General features: G+C 56.5%; 14 protein-coding genes. 8 read left to right on the top strand and 6 right to left on the bottom strand.

What is annotated here, in order from left to right:
- Window positions 1-80 precede the first annotated feature (80 nt).
- Window positions 81-1,544, top strand: a complete 1,464-nt coding sequence (gene bepA, locus H7R76_RS06780; protein WP_182930202.1) for a beta-barrel assembly-enhancing protease — start codon at window positions 81-83, stop codon at window positions 1,542-1,544.
- A gap of 11 nt (window positions 1,545-1,555) precedes the next feature.
- Window positions 1,556-1,915 (top strand): arsenate reductase (glutaredoxin), encoded by a 360-nt coding sequence (gene arsC, locus H7R76_RS06775; protein WP_106924142.1) that lies wholly within the window; start codon window positions 1,556-1,558, stop codon window positions 1,913-1,915.
- Here arsC and H7R76_RS06770 read toward each other — a convergent pair.
- Window positions 1,912-2,778: an XRE family transcriptional regulator gene (locus tag H7R76_RS06770; RefSeq protein WP_182967299.1), complete on the bottom strand. Its 867-nt coding sequence runs from the start codon at window positions 2,776-2,778 to the stop codon at window positions 1,912-1,914. The genes arsC and H7R76_RS06770 overlap by 4 nt on opposite strands.
- Before the next feature lie 166 nt (window positions 2,779-2,944).
- Between H7R76_RS06770 and H7R76_RS06765 the strand changes: the two genes are divergently transcribed.
- Genes H7R76_RS06765 through H7R76_RS06755 form a run of 3 tightly spaced genes read left to right on the top strand, consistent with a single transcriptional unit; the run spans window position 2,945 to window position 6,680 of the window.
- A complete protein-coding gene (locus tag H7R76_RS06765) occupies window positions 2,945-4,261 on the top strand; it encodes a PTS sugar transporter subunit IIC (protein ID WP_106924140.1) in 1,317 nt (438 codons plus the stop codon).
- A 4-nt stretch (window positions 4,262-4,265) separates the two neighbouring features.
- Entirely contained in the window at window positions 4,266-5,219 is a 954-nt protein-coding gene (locus tag H7R76_RS06760) for a glycosylasparaginase (protein WP_106924139.1), read from the top strand.
- A gap of 3 nt (window positions 5,220-5,222) precedes the next feature.
- Complete coding sequence (locus H7R76_RS06755) at window positions 5,223-6,680, top strand: leucyl aminopeptidase family protein (protein ID WP_106924138.1); 1,458 nt, start codon at window positions 5,223-5,225, stop codon at window positions 6,678-6,680.
- Between the two features lie 118 nt (window positions 6,681-6,798).
- On the opposite strand, the gene H7R76_RS06750 is transcribed toward H7R76_RS06755, so the two are convergent.
- From H7R76_RS06750 to bglK, 5 genes are all read right to left on the bottom strand, one after another.
- Window positions 6,799-7,500 (bottom strand): DnaA inactivator Hda, encoded by a 702-nt coding sequence (locus H7R76_RS06750; protein ID WP_074398749.1) that lies wholly within the window; start codon window positions 7,498-7,500, stop codon window positions 6,799-6,801.
- A gap of 96 nt (window positions 7,501-7,596) precedes the next feature.
- Window positions 7,597-8,886, bottom strand: coding sequence for a uracil permease (uraA, locus tag H7R76_RS06745; RefSeq protein ID WP_106924136.1), 1,290 nt, complete (start codon window positions 8,884-8,886; stop codon window positions 7,597-7,599).
- Between the two features lie 83 nt (window positions 8,887-8,969).
- On the bottom strand, window positions 8,970-9,596 hold the full coding sequence (upp, locus tag H7R76_RS06740; RefSeq protein WP_106924135.1) for a uracil phosphoribosyltransferase: 627 nt from the start codon (window positions 9,594-9,596) through the stop codon (window positions 8,970-8,972).
- A 186-nt stretch (window positions 9,597-9,782) separates the two neighbouring features.
- On the bottom strand, window positions 9,783-11,213 hold the full coding sequence (locus H7R76_RS06735) for a 6-phospho-beta-glucosidase (RefSeq protein WP_182967295.1): 1,431 nt from the start codon (window positions 11,211-11,213) through the stop codon (window positions 9,783-9,785).
- Between the two features lie 12 nt (window positions 11,214-11,225).
- A complete protein-coding gene (bglK, locus tag H7R76_RS06730) occupies window positions 11,226-12,116 on the bottom strand; it encodes a beta-glucoside kinase BglK (RefSeq protein ID WP_106924133.1) in 891 nt (296 codons plus the stop codon).
- 286 nt (window positions 12,117-12,402) lie between these two features.
- Between bglK and purM the strand changes: the two genes are divergently transcribed.
- The 3 genes from purM (at window position 12,403) to ppk1 (ending at window position 16,470) form a co-directional block, all read left to right on the top strand.
- Entirely contained in the window at window positions 12,403-13,440 is a 1,038-nt protein-coding gene (gene purM, locus H7R76_RS06725; protein WP_106924131.1) for a phosphoribosylformylglycinamidine cyclo-ligase, read from the top strand.
- The gene (gene purN / locus H7R76_RS06720; protein WP_182930199.1) at window positions 13,441-14,079 is read left to right on the top strand and encodes a phosphoribosylglycinamide formyltransferase; all 639 of its coding nucleotides are present in this window, start codon (window positions 13,441-13,443) and stop codon (window positions 14,077-14,079) included.
- A gap of 330 nt (window positions 14,080-14,409) precedes the next feature.
- Window positions 14,410-16,470: a polyphosphate kinase 1 gene (ppk1, locus tag H7R76_RS06715; RefSeq protein ID WP_106924129.1), complete on the top strand. Its 2,061-nt coding sequence runs from the start codon at window positions 14,410-14,412 to the stop codon at window positions 16,468-16,470.

Raw genomic sequence — 16,470 nt, 5'->3', positions numbered from 1 at the left:
CTCCAAAAGCAGACGGTAATTGAACGTCAGATTATCCTGCTGGTCAAAACAGGCACATCCCACATTACAGGACAGAGGTTATGTTCAGGCAGTTGAAAAAAACGCTGTTGGCATCCCTTATTGCGACACTCACTTTCGGTCAGGTTGCGCCGGCATTTGCCGATACAACCGATAATCTACCGGATATGGGTACATCCGCAGGAAGCACGCTCTCCATTGGTCAGGAGATGCAAATGGGGGATTACTATGTTCGACAACTGCGCGGTAGCGCGCCGCTCATCAACGACCCGCTGCTGGTTCAGTACATTAATTCATTGGGCATGCGCCTGGTTTCGCACGCCTTCTCCGTACGTACGCCGTTTCATTTTTATCTGATTAACAACGACGATATCAACGCCTTCGCCTTCTTCGGCGGTAACGTAGTGCTGCACTCCGCGCTGTTCCGCTATTCTGACACCGAAAGTCAGTTGGCATCGGTTATGGCGCACGAAATCTCCCACGTGACCCAACGCCACCTGGCGCGCGCAATGGAAGACCAGAAACGTAACGCCCCGCTAACGTGGGTCGGCGCGCTGGGTTCCATTCTGCTGGCGATGGCCAGCCCACAGGCCGGGATGGCAGCGCTGAGCGGGACTTTAGCGGGCACCCAGCAGGGGATGATCAGCTTTACCCGCCAGAATGAAGAAGAGGCCGATCGTATTGGTATTCAGGTTCTCCAGCGCGCCGGCTTCGACCCGCAGGCCATGCCTGCCTTTATGGAAAAGCTGCTCGATCAGTCGCGCTACTCTTCGCGCCCGCCGGAAATGCTGTTAACTCACCCGCTGCCGGAAAGCCGCTTATCGGACGCGCGCAACCGCGCCAACCAAATGCGCCCGGTGGTGGTTCAGTCTTCCGCCGATTTCTACTTTGCCAAAGCGCGTACGCTCGGCATGTATAACAACGGGCAAAACCAGTTGGGCACCGACCTGCTCGATAACTGGTCAAAGGGCAACATCCGCGAGCAACACGCCGCCCAGTACGGGCGAGCGCTGCTGGCCATGGAGGCCAAAAACTACGCTGAGGCCAGCAAGCTGCTGCAACCGCTGCTGAGCGCCGATCCGCAAAACGCCTGGTTCCTCGATCTGGCGACCGATATCGATCTCGGCCAGAACAAAACGAGTGAAGCCATCAACCGGCTGAAGAACGCTCGCGAGCTGCGCACCAACCCGGTACTGCAGCTCAACCTGGCTAACGCCCTTCTGGAAGGTGGCCAGGCCGCAGAGGCGGCGACGATCCTCAACCGCTACACCTTTAATAACAAAGACGATACCAACGGCTGGGATCTGCTGGCCCAGGCGGAGGCCAAGCTGGGCAACCGCGATCAGGAGCTGGCCGCGCGTGCTGAAAACATGGCGCTGGTAGGCCGACTGGATCAGGCCATTTCCCTGCTCAGCGCCGCCAGCGCGCAGGTGAAATTACGCAGCCTGCAGCAGGCACGCTACGACGCGCGTATCGACCAGCTGCGCCAGCTGCAAGAGCGTTTCCGCCCTTATCAGAAAATGTAACTGGAGAGACGATGACGGATTCAGTCACCCTTTATCATAACCCGCGCTGCTCAAAGAGCCGCGACACCCTGAGCCTGCTGAAGGCCAACGGCATTGACCCTAACGTGGTGCTCTACCTGGAGACACCGCCGGACGCCGCCACGCTACGTGAGCTGATTGCCCTGCTCGGTTTCGCCAGTGCCCGCGATCTGATGCGTCAGAAAGAAGATCTGTACAAGTCGCTGAATCTGGCCGACAGCCACCTGAGCGAAGCGGAGCTAATTCAGGCGATGGTCGACAACCCGAAGCTGATTGAACGCCCGATCGTCGTCAGCAACGGGCAGGCGCGCATTGGGCGCCCACCCGAGCAGGTACTGGAAATCGTGAGCTAACCCCCCTCATGCCGCAGCGCGTCGAGAAACGCCTGCGGCGTCATATTACCGAGTTTTTTCTGCGGCTTGCCCGCGTTAAACAGTTCACACAGCCGCACAACCAGCGCATCCGGCGTAACGGCCCGTACGGCCGGAATGATTTCCGCTAACGGCACGGTTACCGCCACTGCCTGACGTTTTTCCCCCGCCATCGTCATACTACAGGCAATACCCCGCGCGGCCAGATGCTGGCGCAACGCGACAACATGCGCCTCATTCAGCCATTCGTCGCTTTTAATCTCAACAGATTGTATATCACCCGGAAACGCCGACAGCACGTCATCAAGCCAGTGCGTCACCAGCGGCGCGGACATCCCTGAATAGATGCGCGCCGCGCACCACCCGCTAACCGGCTCCTGCGCCCACAGCACGTGATGATCGCCGTCGTCATCCATATGCAGCGACAGAAAACGATAGTGCAGCGTCAGCATCTGCGGCCTGACGCCCGCCTTGATAGCCTTCTTTCCGCTAAGCCGCTCGGCGCTATTTTTGGGATATGAAGGCGTCAGATAGCGGCTCAGCGTCGCACGCGACAGCGGAATGCCCAGCCCCTCCACCACGATAAACAGCAGGTCATCCAGCGGCGCCTGCAAAATCTGCCGCAGAACGTTAATCAATATAATCTGTTCTTGTCTCATTACTTTGTGTACTACAGAAGGTGCCGTACTGCGATCGGCCGTTTGCTCACGGTTTCGCCAGCGGCGCACCGTAGTAACGGAAATACCGAGTTCAAGCGCCAGTTCACGGTCACTTTTCGTTAAATCCTGAAGGTATTTTCTGATCCTCGGCGTAGTCGTTGCGTTGGCATGAAGCTTAATTTCCATGACGCCCTCTGAAAAACAAATAACCAATCATATGAGATTTATATGAATTAAGTCGGCGCATTGTGACCCGTTTCACCTTTCTACACCAGGCTTTCTCCGATAATCCCTCCCGCCGTTTCTATTACATAACACACACAATGTCCGTTAATCTTATACGGAGTTCACAATGAACAATGTTCTGGGATTTTTAGAAGAAAAATTAATGCCGATTGCTGCCAAAACGTCGCAGCAACGTCACCTTGGCGCCATCCGTGGCGCTTACGTCTCCTTTATGCCGTTTATTATCGTCGGCTCCATCCTGCTGGTTATCTCGTCGTTCCCGAATCAGGGTTACCAGCAGTTTATGTCCAGCATGTTTGGCGCTAACTGGAGCGCGATCGTCGAAATTCCGTTTAATGCCGTCTTCTCGACAATGTCGCTGTTTATCAGCTTCCTGGTCGCCTACCGCCTGGCGGAACACTACGGTGATGACAAAATTTCCAGCGGAATCCTGGCACTGGTCTGCTTCCTCATCCTGACGCCGTTTATTAAGGTCGCAGAGAACGGCGGCATCACCGTGATGCCGGTAGAATGGATTGGTACTAAAGGCCTGTTCGTCGCCATGATTGGCTCGTTGCTGTGGACCGAACTGTTCTGCTGGCTGAAGCGTAAAAAGCTGGTCATCAAGATGCCGGAAGGCGTGCCGCCAGCGGTACAGGAATCATTCGCCGCGTTAATCCCGGCGCTGCTGGTCATGATTCTGGTGCTGGCTATCCGCATCGGTTTTGAAAACACCCACTACAACACCATTCACCAGTTCATCTATGAAGTGGTCGCGACGCCGGTTCGCCATTTCGGCACCTCCTACTTCGGCGCACTGATGACGGTATTCAGCATCACTATCCTGTGGTCGGTGGGGATCAACTCCGGTTCGATGGTGAACGGCATCATTCGTCCGCTGTGGATGGAAAACCAGACCGATAATATCGCCGCCATCCAGGCCGGCGTAACGCCGCCGCACATTATTACCGAGCAGTTCTTTGACATGATCTGGATGGGTGGCGCAGGGGCCACGCTGTCGCTGGTCATTGCCATGCTCATTTTTGCCCGCAGCAAAAACATGCGCGAAGTCGCACGCCTGGGCGCGGGGGCCTCTGTTTTCAACATTAACGAGCCGGTGCTGTTTGGTCTGCCGGTCATTATGAACCCCATCATGCTGATTCCGTTCAACCTCGTACCGCTGGTGCTGGTGACCATTCAGTATATGGCCATGAAAATCGGTGCCGTTGCGGTCACCACCGGGGTCTTTATTCCGTGGACGCTGCCGCCGGTCATCAGCGGATTTATCGTTACCGGGCATATTTCCGGCAGCGTGATGCAAATTATTAACCTGCTGATTGGCGCAATGCTGTACCTGCCGTTCATGCGCATCGTCGATAAGCAGTACCGCAATGCGGAAATCAGTGCCGTTGAGGAATCCAGCACGCTAGCAAAACAGGAGTAAGAATATGTGGGGAATTATTGCAACCTGGCGTATGGCGCTGGAAGGGGTTAGTGAATCCGCGTCGGCGCTGGCCGGCGGCAGCGCGGCAACGGCGTCGGTCGTCGATGCCGTCGTCGCGGTGGAAGATTTTCCGTTGTATAAATCCGTTGGCTACGGCGGTCTGCCGACCGAAAACGGCGAGGTGGAGCTGGACGCGGCCTGGATGGACGGCGACACGCTGGCCTTTGGCGCGGTGGGCAACCTGGTCGATATCGCCAACCCGGTAAAAGTGGCGCAGGCGCTGGGTCGCCAGCGCTATAACTCGCTGCTGGTCGGCCAGGGCGCGCGCGAATGGGCGCTGAGCCAGGGCTTTGCCGAGAAAAAAATGCTGACCGAGCGCGCAATGCAGCACTATCGCAAGCGCTGCCGAGAGACGCTGGATAAGGGGCTGAGCCCGTACGACGGCCATGATACCGTCGGCGTTATCGCGCTCGACCAGCGGGGCTCGATGAGCGTCGCCACCTCGACCAGCGGGCTGTTTATGAAAAAACGCGGACGCGTCGGCGATTCCCCGATCATCGGTTCCGGCTTCTACTGCGACAGCCAAATCGGCGCAGCGACCGCTACCGGCGTGGGGGAAGACCTGATGAAAGGCTGCACCAGCTACGAAATCGTTCGCCGGATGGAACAGGGCATGACCCCGCAGCAGGCGGCGGACTCGGTGGTGTACGAACTGGAAGATAAGCTGATGTCGCGCTTTGGCCGCGCAGGCGACCTGTCCGTGGTCTGTATGAACCGTAAGGGTGAGTTCGGTGCGGCTACCAATATAAAAACCTTCTCTTTTGTCGTGGCCACCGCAAGCCAGCCGCTGACCGTGTTCCGCGCCGAGCGCGTCAAAGAGAAAACCCATTATCAGCCGGTGGATGACGCCTGGATGCAGGCCTATGCCGACCGTATCCGCGCCCCCATCGAGGAGTAAGCGATGATTGACTACCGTTTAGTAACGGCGCTGCCCGATAAACTGGAACAGCACCATCTCATTACCTATCCCGAAAGCCCTTTGCTCCAGCAGGGTGCGCTGCGCGACAACCCGCTGATAACTGAAATGGCAGCGCGCGCCGCACAGGGCACACTGGCGGATACCTGCTTCGCCTGCGGGCCATTTTCCCGCATTACGCTCGTACCACATAGCGCCTGGCGCGATAGCCTGACCGATACGCTACTCGGTTACCTGCGGCCGCTGTTTGCCGCGCCGGTATGCCGCGAAGTGCTGCTGGACTGCTCGCAGATTGACGATACGGTGCTGGTGAAAACGCTGCGCTTTTTGTTTAACCAACAGCACCGCTTAACGGACCTTGGGCTGAAGAGCGCCACACAACGCGATGTGCGTCTGAGCCACGTCGACGCTTACTGTCCTGAGAGCGAAGTGGGCCGACTTACGCCGCTGTTCCAACAGCAACAGGCGATCGCCAACGGTATGATTGCCGCCCGCCGTCTTGCGGATATCCCCGCCGAACAGTGCACGCCGCAGTATGTGGTCGAAGAAGCCGAACGCCTGTGCGCCGCTTTCCCGGCCCTGCGCTGCGAGGTGCTTGATGATCAGGCAATCGTTGAACAGGGCCTTGGCCTGCTGCACGCGGTTGGTAAGGGCGCAAGCCGCCCGCCTCGCCTGTTGGCTATCCACTACGAAGGCGCAGGCCATGGTCCGGTACGCAGCTACGTGGGTAAAGGCGTCACCTTTGACACCGGCGGACTGTGGCTGAAAGAAGGCGCGGGCATGTATACCATGAAGTACGACATGTGCGGCGCGGCTAACGTCCTCGGGCTGATGCTGAGCATCGCCGAGCTGGCGCTACCGGTTCGGGTCATGGGCGTGCTGGCGCTGGCGGAAAACGCCATCGGCCCCGACGCGATGCAGCCGGGCAGCGTGGCTCGCGCCTGTAACGGCATGACGGTGGAAATCAACAACACCGACGCCGAGGGCCGTCTGGTACTCTCCGATGCGATTGCCTGGGCTAGCCAGCGCCATGCAAAAACACGCTATATCATTGATTTAGCTACGCTGACTGGCGCAGTCGTCAAGGCGCTGGGCTATGAGCTGAGCGGGTTAATGACGCAGGACGCTGCGCTGCGCGCTGCGCTGACCGTTGCCGGGGAACAGAGCGGCGATGAAGTCTGGCCGCTGCCGCTGGACGCAAGGCTGAAAAAACAAACGGAGAGCGCGATTGCCGATCTGTGCAACACGCCAACCAACAATGCGGCCATCAGCGCCTCCGCCGCCTGGCTGCTGCACCACTTCTGCCCGGCGGATATTCCGTGGGCGCATCTCGACGTCAGCGGGACGGCGCTGTGGCGCGAAGGCGGAAAAAGCGTCGCGTCCGGCAGACCGATCCCCCTGCTGATGCAGCATTTGCTCAATGATTTGGCGATGGAAGCGTAACGAAAATCGTCTTCAGGTAGGCCGGATAAGGCAAAGCCGCCATCCGGCAATCTGCTCGGATCCGCCAGATGGCGCTACGCTTATCAGGCCTACGCAGGGCGAGGAAACTATTCGTACTCTAGAGTTTCAGAATCTCTTTCACAAACGGGATGGTTAGCTTACGTTGGGCGGTAATGGACGCGTGATCGAGCTGATCCAGGGTCTGGAAAAGCGTACGCATTTCTCTGTCCAACCGTTTGAGCATAAAGCGGCACACGTCGTCCGGCATCTCAAAACCGCGCAGGCGCGCGCGCAGCTGTAGCGCCTGTAATTTGTCTTCGTCGGAGAGCGGCTGGAGCTTGTAAATTTGCCCCCAGTCAAGGCGGGACGCCAGATCCGGCAGGCCAAGATTGAGCTGACGCGGCGGGCGATCGCCGGTGATCAGCAGACGCGTATTACCCGATTCCAGAATGCGGTTGTAGAGGTTAAAGATCGCCATTTCCCACGGTTCGTCCCCCGCCACGCACTCGATATTATCGATGCAAACCAGCGAAAGCTGCTCCATCCCTTCCAGCACTTCCGGAACAAACCAGGTGCGCTTGTCCAGCGGAACGTAGCCTACCGCATCGCCACGCTGTGAAAGTTCGGCGCAGGCCGCATGCAGCAAATGGCTACGCCCGGCGCCTTCGCGCGCCCAGATATAGATGTATCCGCTATGCTCCTGCCGCAGCACGTTTTGCAGTGCGGCAAGTAAAGAAGGGTTATCGCCCGGGAAGAAACTGGCAAAGGTTTCGTCATCGGGAAGATAAAGTGGCAAAGAGAGCTGTGCCGGTGCGTTCAGAAGAGACCTCAACATGGGCTTACGAAAAAACGGGAAGAGTTTACCACAGAAATAACCGATGAGAGAACCGGGCGGCGATCCCGCCCGGTCGTCGGATCACGACTTCGCTTCGTCGCTGTCCGCTGCGTCCAGCACCACTTCTTCCGGGCGCAGCACGCTGATAAGTTTAAAAATCAGACTCAGACAGATGCCGACGATGGTCGCCAGCGCCATCCCTTTCAGCTCGGCAGCACCGATGTGTACCTTCGCGCCGCTGACGCCAATGATCAGAATAACGGAGGTCAGGATCAGGTTCTGCGCTTTGCTGTAATCGACTTTTGATTCGATCAGCACGCGGATACCGGACGCGCCAATCACCCCGTACAGCAGCAGAGATACGCCGCCCATAACCGGCAGCGGGATAATCTGGATAGCCGCCGCCAGCTTACCGACGCAGGACAGCAGAATGGCAATAATCGCCGCACCGCCGATAACCCAGGTGCTGTACACGCGGGTAATCGCCATCACGCCGATGTTCTCACCGTAGGTGGTGTTCGGGGTAGAGCCGAAGAAGCCGGAAATCACCGTCGACAGGCCGTTAGCAAACATCGAGCGATGCAGACCCGGGTCACGAATCAGATCTTTTTTAACGATGTTCGCCGTCACCACCAGGTGACCAACGTGCTCGGCAATCACCACCAGCGCCGCGGGCAGAATGGTGAAAATGGCAAACCACTCAAAGCGCGGGGTGTAGAAGGTCGGCAGCGCGAACCAGTGTGCTTGGGCGATAGGCGTCGTATCAACCACGCCCATTACGAAGGAGAGCGCGTAGCCCACCAGCACGCCGATCAGAATCGGGATGATCGCCAGGAAACCACGGAACAGCACAGAGCCGAAGACGGTCACGCCCAGCGTAACCATCGAAATAATGATGGTTTTAGTGTCCGCAGACTGGCCGTCCGGCGGCAGCAGGCCCGCCATATTCGCCGCTACGCCCGCCAGCTCCAGACCGATGACGGCAACGATTGCGCCCATCGCCGCCGGCGGGAACATCACGTCCAGCCAGCCGGTACCCGCTTTCTTCACGATGAAAGAAACCAGGCAGAACAGCACGCCGCACATAATAAAGCCGCCCAGCGCGACTTCGTAACCTAACGGCAGCAGCAGCAGAACCGGCGAAATAAAGGCAAAGCTCGAGCCGAGGTAAGCCGGGATTTTACCTTTACAGATAAAGAGATACAGCAGCGTCCCGATACCGTTGAACAGCAGTACCGTCGCCGGGTTAATGTGGAACAGAACAGGCACCAGCACGGTTGCGCCAAACATGGCGAATAAATGCTGCAAGCTAAGCGGGATGGTCTGTAAAAGCGGTGGTCTTTCACTTACCCCAATTGCACGGCGCGTCATTGTGTTTTCCTCTGTGTTATTAGTCAGGTTTTTTTATTCAAAAAAAAGCCGACTATCAAAGTCGGCTCTTTTTATTTTTTCGTTTACTTCGTACCAAAAATCTTATCGCCGGCATCGCCGAGGCCCGGAATAATGTATCCGTGCTCGTTCAGCCCCTGGTCGATCGAGGCGGTATACAGCTCGATGTCCGGATGCGCTTTTTCCAGCGCCGCGATACCTTCCGGCGCGGCAACCAGTACCAGCACCTTAATGCTGGTGCAACCCGCATTTTTCAGCAGATCGATGGTCGCGATAACAGAGCCGCCGGTCGCCAGCATAGGGTCAACGATCAGCGCCATACGCTCATCAATGTTGGACACCAGCTTCTGGAAATACGGTACTGGCTCAAGCGTTTCTTCATTACGGTAGATACCGACTACGCTGATACGCGCGCTCGGAACGTTTTCCAGTACACCGTCCATCATGCCCAGGCCTGCGCGCAGGATTGGCACAACGGTAATTTTCTTACCCTTAATCTGGTCGATTTCTACCGGGCCGTTCCAGCCTTCGATAGTGACCTTTTCCGTTTCCAGATCGGCGGTGGCTTCATAAGTCAGCAGGCTGCCGACTTCGGAGGCGAGTTCACGGAAGCGTTTGGTACTAATGTCGTTCTCACGCATCAGGCCCAGCTTGTGTTTGACGAGTGGGTGTTTCACTTCCACAATCTTCATTCTCTTTCTCCTTTGAATAGGGCAACCACAAAAAAAATCGCGGGATTATACCGCTTTTTTTCGATTGCGCCATACCTGTGATGATTGACCAGGATCAAGCAAAGCGGCGAATGGGGCCCCACTCAGTATAAGACACAATAAAAATAAACCCCGACAAGCGGGGTTTTATATTTTTAATTCAGTGAGTTAAAGCTCACCACCGTTGGTCGCAATGACCCGTTGGTACCAGGCAAAAGATTTTTTGCGGCTGCGCGCCAGCGTGCCGTTGCCTTCGTTATCTTTATCCACGTAGATAAAGCCGTAGCGCTTTTTCATTTCGCCCGTGCCGGCGGACACCAGGTCAATACAGCCCCACGGGGTGTAGCCCATCAGATCCACGCCGTCCTCTACCACCGCTTTTTTCATTTCGGCAATGTGTGCAGAGAGATAGTCGATACGGTACTGGTCGTTTACGGTGCCGTCGCTCTCCAGCACGTCAATCGCGCCAAAACCGTTTTCAACGATAAACAGCGGCAGCTGATAGTGGTCGTAGAACCAGTTCAGCGAGTAGCGCAGGCCTACCGGGTCAATCTGCCAGCCCCAGTCGGACTTCTGCACGTACGGGTTAGAGACCAGGCTGGTCGTTTCGTCATAGTCGAGCTGCGGGTTGTCTTCGGTCGCCTTGGTGGCAAACGACATATAGTAGCTAAAGCCGATGTAGTCGACGCAGCCCTGCGTCAGCGCCAGGCGGTCTTCCTCAGTGATATCCAGCGTAAAGCCGCGGCGCTCGAAGTAGTTCAGCAGATGCTGCGGATATTTACCGCGCACGTGGACGTCGGTGAACCAGTAGCGACGGTGCATGGCGTTCATTGCCATCATCATATCGTTCGGCGCGCAGGTCAGCGGGTAAATCGGGCACATCGCGATCATGCAGCCAATATGCAACGCCGGGTTAATTTCGCGCGCTGCTTTTACCGCTAGCGCACTCGCTACCAGCTCGTAGTGCGCCGCCTGATACATCACCGGCTCGCGGTCCTCGCCCGGTTGGTATTTCAGCCCGGAGTTAGTGAACGGCGCGAAATCTTCGTGGAAGTTTGCCTGGTTATTAATTTCGTTGAACGTCATCCAGTACTTCACTTTGTGCTGGTAACGGGTAAAGACCACTTTGGCAAAGCGAACGAAGAATTCAATCAGCTTACGGTTGCGCCAGCCACCGTATTCGGTCACGAGGTGATACGGCATCTCGAAGTGCGACAAGGTGATAACCGGCTCGATGCCGAGCTTCAGGCACTCATCGAACAGATCGTCGTAAAATTGCAGGCCGGCTTCGTTCGGCGTCAGCTCGTCGCCGTTGGGGAAAATACGCGTCCAGGCAATGGAAGTACGGAAGCATTTGTAGCCCATTTCGGCAAACAGCTGCAGATCCTCTTTATAGCGATGGTAGAAATCGATAGCGTCGTGATTCGGGTAGTTTTTTCCCGGCAGTACGCCGTCGGTAATTTCGCGTGGCACGCCGTGCGCGCCGGCGGTCATCACATCCGCGACGCTGATGCCCTTACCGCCCTCTTTCCAGCCGCCTTCGAGTTGATGTGCCGCTACCGCGCCGCCCCAGAGAAACCCAGCTTTAAATCCAGACATATCTTTCCCTCGTTAATCAGTAAGTTGTCGCTGCGAATGCTGCTGATTGAAATGGTAAACCGCGCCTATCAGCCCGGCGTCGTTGCCGTGGCTGACGGTATCGATGTTGTCGGCAATGCCAAACCAGGCCAGGTGCTCGCGCATCAGCGCCAGAAAACCCGGGCGCTCCACAATGCCGCCGCCGATAAGAATCGTCTGTGGGTCAAACAGATTGACCAGGTTATAGAGCCCCGTTCCGAGATCGTTGAAAAACTCGGCGACCAGGCGCTGACACACGGCGTCACCGGCGTCGAAGCGGTCAAAAATGTCTTCGCCGGTCACCGCCTCCAGCGCCAGGCCAAGGTGCTGCGCATAGCGATGACGAAGCACGCGCAGGGTGCAGTTTTCATTCATCGAGTAGCGGCGAACATCGCGAGCGCCGGGACGCGACGTTTGCATATAGCCAAATTCACCGGCACGAAAGCGCGCGCCGTGCACCAGTTGGTTGTTACAGAAAATGGCCCCGCCGATGCCGGTACCGATGGTCATCACCAGGAAATCGGAAAGCTCGGCCCCTTTTCCCTTCCAGCGTTCAGCCAGCAGCACGCAGTTCGCGTCGTTCTCAATGGCCACGGGCAGCCCGGAGCGTTCCTCCAGCCAGTCTTTGATGGCAAAGCGATCGAAGCGACGAATAGCGCCGCCCATTTCGATATAGCCGGTATGGGGGTTAACGTAGCCCGGCGCGCTGATGGCGATGCCTTCACACTCGGGGTGAGCGGCAATCCAGCCTTCCATTGCCGCGAGGATCTGTTCACCGTCGCTGTTGCTGATTGGCTGTTTGCCTTTTTTTAGCAGTTCACCGCTGGCGGTGACCACCCCCATTTTTAACGCCGTACCCCCAATATCAAAAGCAGCAATGTTCATTCCATTCAGTCCCTTCTGGCCATTTTGCTTCGGTTTCCCCCACGGACGCCACAAAAACAGAAACCGGTTTCAGTCACATGATGTGGATTCCGCGTGGCGGATGCAAGGACAAGGCTGTACCCGGTTTCATTTTCGTGAGCAGTATCATATTTGACCGATTTTATCTGCCAAAGTCGGTAAAACCGAGGCACAAAAAATTGGGTGCAGAATAGGCTCGCAAACGTTTGCCTGGACTGATAGAATTGCGCCGATTTTTCTTGCTATCGCAATTGCGTGGAGACTTGCAGTGACCGACAAAACCTCTCTCAGCTATAAAGATGCCGGTGTTGATATTGACGCAGGAAACGCTCTGGTTGACCGTATCAAAGGGGTGGTGAAGAAAACGCGCCGCCCGGAAGTGATGGGTGGGCTAGGCGGTTTTGGCGCCCTGTGCGCGCTGCCGCAAAAATATCGTGAACCGGTGCTGGTTTCCGGCACTGACGGCGTTGGCACGAAGTTACGTTTAGCGATGGATCTGAAGCGTCATGACACCATCGGCATCGACCTGGTCGCCATGTGCGTGAACGACCTGGTCGTTCAAGGCGCTGAGCCGCTGTTCTTCCTCGACTACTACGCGACCGGTAAACTGGACGTTGATACCGCGGCGAGCGTCATCAACGGCATCGCCGAGGGCTGCCTGCAGTCAGGCTGTGCGCTGGTGGGCGGTGAAACCGCCGAGATGCCGGGCATGTACCACGGCGAAGATTACGATGTGGCCGGTTTCTGCGTCGGCGTAGTCGAAAAATCCGAAATTATCGACGGTAGCAAAGTGGCCGACGGCGACGTGCTGATTGCGCTGGGCTCCAGCGGCCCGCACTCTAACGGCTATTCGCTGGTGCGCAAGATTATTGAAGTGAGCGGCTGCAACCCGGACGACACCCAGCTTGAAGGCAAAACGCTGGCCGACCATCTGCTGGCCCCGACCCGTATTTACGTGAAGTCCGTTCTCGAACTGATTGCCAGCGTTGACGTCCACGCGATTGCTCACCTGACCGGCGGCGGCTTCTGGGAGAACATTCCACGCGTTCTGCCGGACAACACGCAGGCCGTGATTGACGAATCCTCCTGGCAATGGCCAGCGGTGTTCAACTGGCTGCAGGATGCCGGTAACGTCAGTCGTCATGAGATGTACCGCACCTTTAACTGCGGCGTTGGCATGGTCATCGCTCTGGCTGCCGATCAGGCGGACAAAGCCATCGCGCTGATGAACGAAAAAGGTGAAAACGCGTGGAAAATCGGCTATATCAAAGCCACAGATTCCGAACAGCGTGTGGTCATCGAGTAAATGAAAAATATCGTGGTGCTGATTTCCGGCAACGGCAGCAACTTACAGGCCATCATTGATGCCTGTGAGCAGAAAAGGATTCATGGCACCATTCGGGCGGTGTTCAGCAACAAGGCCGACGCTTTTGGCCTTGAGCGGGCACGTGAAGCGGGGATCCCGCAGCACGCGCTGGCCGCCAGTCAGTTTGCCAGCCGCGAAGCCTTTGACCGTGAGCTGATGCACGAAATTGACGCCTACGCGCCCGACGTGGTGGTGCTGGCAGGCTACATGCGTATCCTGAGCGCCGACTTCGTTCAGCACTATCAGGGACGGCTGCTTAACATTCACCCTTCCCTGCTGCCGAAATACCCGGGCCTGAATACTCATCGTCAGGCGCTGGAAAACGGCGATGCGGAGCACGGCACCTCGGTACACTTCGTCACCGAAGAGCTTGACGGTGGGCCGGTTATTTTGCAGGCCAAAGTGCCGGTTTTCGACGGCGACGACGAAGCGGAAATCACCTCACGCGTACAGGTTCAGGAACACGCCATCTACCCGATGGTGGTCGGCTGGTTCCTCGATGGCCGCCTGAAAATGCAGGACAATCACGCCTGGCTCGACAATGTAAAGCTGCCGCCAGCCGGTTATGCAGCGGAATAAATTCCGTCACGATAGGCCTGATAAGCAGAGCGCCATCAGGCAAGCCGCGAGCACATTGCCGGATGGTGGCGTAAACGTCTTATCCAGCCGACATGGATGACCAAAGAGGGCCTTTATGGCCCTCTTTTTTATGTCCTTCTCCCGCGGAGTCAGTATGCGGAACGGGATAAAAATGCTTACATATCAAAACAGATATGAATATTTTGTTAGGTGAAATAGGATAACTGTCATACTGAGATGACACAGTTGGACATCGCCCGGCAAAGCTAGCAATATAAACAGCAAGACGACTTTGCCGCGTCCCGTGAATTAACCGGAGTGTGAGTAGTAATGGGTCAGGAAAAACTGTACATCGAAAAAGAACTGAGCTGGTTGTCCTTCAACGAGCGCGTCCTTCAGGAAGCGGCAGATAAAAGTAACCCGCTGATTGAGCGCATGCGTTTTCTGGGGATCTACTCCAACAACCTCGACGAATTCTATAAGGTTCGCTTTGCCGAGCTGAAGCGCCGCATCATCATTAGCGAAGAACAGGGTACGACCACGCATTCCCGCCATCTGCTGAGCAAAATCCAGGCCCGGGTGCTGAAGGCCGATCAGGAGTTCGACGGTCTGTACAACGAGCTGCTGCTGGAAATGGCGCGCAACCAAATCTTCCTGATTAACGAACGCCAGCTGTCCGTCAACCAACAGAGCTGGCTGCGCCATTACTTCAAACAGCACCTGCGCCAGCACATCACGCCCATTCTGCTGAACCGCGAAACCGACCTGGTGCAGTTCCTTAAAGATGACTACACCTACCTGGCGGTCGAAATCATTCGCGGCGACGAAATCAACTACGCGCTGCTGGAAATTCCGTCGGACAAAGTTCCGCGCTTTGTTAATCTGCCGCCGGAAACCCCACGCCGCCGTAAGCCGATGATCCTGCTGGATAACATTCTGCGCTACTGCCTGGACGATATCTTTAAGGGCTTCTTCGACTACGATGCCCTCAACGCCTACTCCATGAAAATGACCCGTGACGCCGAGTACGACCTGGTGCACGAGATGGAGTCGAGCCTGATGGAGCTCATGTCCTCGAGCCTCAAGCAGCGTCTGACCGCCGAGCCGGTGCGCTTTGTTTATCAGCGTGATATGCCGGACGCCATGGTCGAAATGCTGCGTAAAAAGCTGACGATCTCCCGCTACGATTCCATCGTGCCGGGCGGCCGCTATCATAACTTTAAAGATTTTATCGGCTTCCCGAACGTCGGCAAAGCTAACCTCGTCAACAAGCCGCTGCCGCGCCTGCGTCACGTCTGGTTCGATAAATTCCGCAACGGCTTTGACGCTATCCGCGAGCGCGACGTGCTGCTGTACTATCCGTACCACACGTTCGAGCACGTACTGGAGCTGCTGCGTCAGGCCTCGTTCGACCCCAACGTACTGGCGATTAAAATCAACATCTACCGCGTGGCCAAAGACTCGCGCATTATTGATGCCATGATCCACGCCGCGCACAACGGTAAGAAAGTCACGGTAGTGGTTGAGCTACAGGCTCGCTTCGACGAAGAAGCCAACATCCACTGGGCGAAACGCCTCACCGAAGCGGGCGTGCACGTTATTTTCTCCGCGCCGGGGCTGAAAATTCACGCCAAACTGTTCCTTGTATCACGTAAAGAAGGTGACGACGTGGTGCGCTACGCCCACATCGGCACCGGTAACTTTAACGAAAAAACTGCGCGTATTTATACCGACTACTCGCTGTTGACCGCCGACGCGCGCATCACCAACGAAGTCCGCCGGGTGTTTAACTTTATCGAGAACCCGTATCGCCCGGTCAACTTCGACTATCTGCTGGTGTCGCCGCAGAACTCGCGTCGTCTGCTGTACGAGATGATCGATCGCGAAATTGCCAACGCCCAGAACGGCATGGCGGCCGGGATCACCCTTAAGCTTAACAACCTGGTAGATAAAGGGCTGGTCGATCGCCTGTATGCCGCCTCCAGCACCGGCGTCCAGGTGAACCTGCTGATCCGCGGGATGTGCTCGTTAATTCCCGAACTGGAAGGGATCAGCGAAAATATTCGCGTTATCAGCATTGTCGATCGCTTCCTTGAGCACGATCGCGTCTATATTTTTGAGAACGGCGGCGATAAACGCGTTTATCTCTCTTCCGCTGACTGGATGACCCGTAACATCGACTACCGTATCGAAGTGGCGACGCCGCTGCTCGACCCGCGTCTGAAGCAACGGATCCTCGATATTATTGATATTCTGTTTAGCGACACGGTAAAGGCCCGCTTTATCGATAAAGAACTGAGTAATCGCTATGTTCCGCGCGGCAACCGACGCAAGGTCCGCGCGCAGCAGGCGATTTACGATTACCTCAAATCACTTGAACAACCTGACTAA

Source organism: Klebsiella sp. WP8-S18-ESBL-06 (assembly GCF_014169755.1).
Lineage (GTDB): Bacteria > Pseudomonadota > Gammaproteobacteria > Enterobacterales > Enterobacteriaceae > Kluyvera > Kluyvera ascorbata_B.
The sequence above is the reverse complement of the archived record's forward strand: the minus strand, read 5'-3'. Positions and strand labels throughout refer to the sequence as shown.

Bases quoted from the DNA above. Each gene is read 5' to 3' on its own strand.
- bepA (WP_182930202.1), top strand. From the start codon at position 81: ATGTTCAGGCAGTTGAAAAAAACGCTGTTGGCATCCCTTATTGCGACA.
- arsC (WP_106924142.1), top strand. From the start codon at position 1,556: ATGACGGATTCAGTCACCCTTTATCATAACCCGCGCTGCTCAAAGAGC.
- H7R76_RS06770 (WP_182967299.1), bottom strand. From the start codon at position 2,778: ATGGAAATTAAGCTTCATGCCAACGCAACGACTACGCCGAGGATCAGA.
- H7R76_RS06765 (WP_106924140.1), top strand. From the start codon at position 2,945: ATGAACAATGTTCTGGGATTTTTAGAAGAAAAATTAATGCCGATTGCT.
- H7R76_RS06760 (WP_106924139.1), top strand. From the start codon at position 4,266: ATGTGGGGAATTATTGCAACCTGGCGTATGGCGCTGGAAGGGGTTAGT.
- H7R76_RS06755 (WP_106924138.1), top strand. From the start codon at position 5,223: ATGATTGACTACCGTTTAGTAACGGCGCTGCCCGATAAACTGGAACAG.
- uraA (WP_106924136.1), bottom strand. From the start codon at position 8,886: ATGACGCGCCGTGCAATTGGGGTAAGTGAAAGACCACCGCTTTTACAG.
- upp (WP_106924135.1), bottom strand. From the start codon at position 9,596: ATGAAGATTGTGGAAGTGAAACACCCACTCGTCAAACACAAGCTGGGC.
- H7R76_RS06735 (WP_182967295.1), bottom strand. From the start codon at position 11,213: ATGTCTGGATTTAAAGCTGGGTTTCTCTGGGGCGGCGCGGTAGCGGCA.
- bglK (WP_106924133.1), bottom strand. From the start codon at position 12,116: ATGAACATTGCTGCTTTTGATATTGGGGGTACGGCGTTAAAAATGGGG.
- purN (WP_182930199.1), top strand. From the start codon at position 13,441: ATGAAAAATATCGTGGTGCTGATTTCCGGCAACGGCAGCAACTTACAG.
- ppk1 (WP_106924129.1), top strand. From the start codon at position 14,410: ATGGGTCAGGAAAAACTGTACATCGAAAAAGAACTGAGCTGGTTGTCC.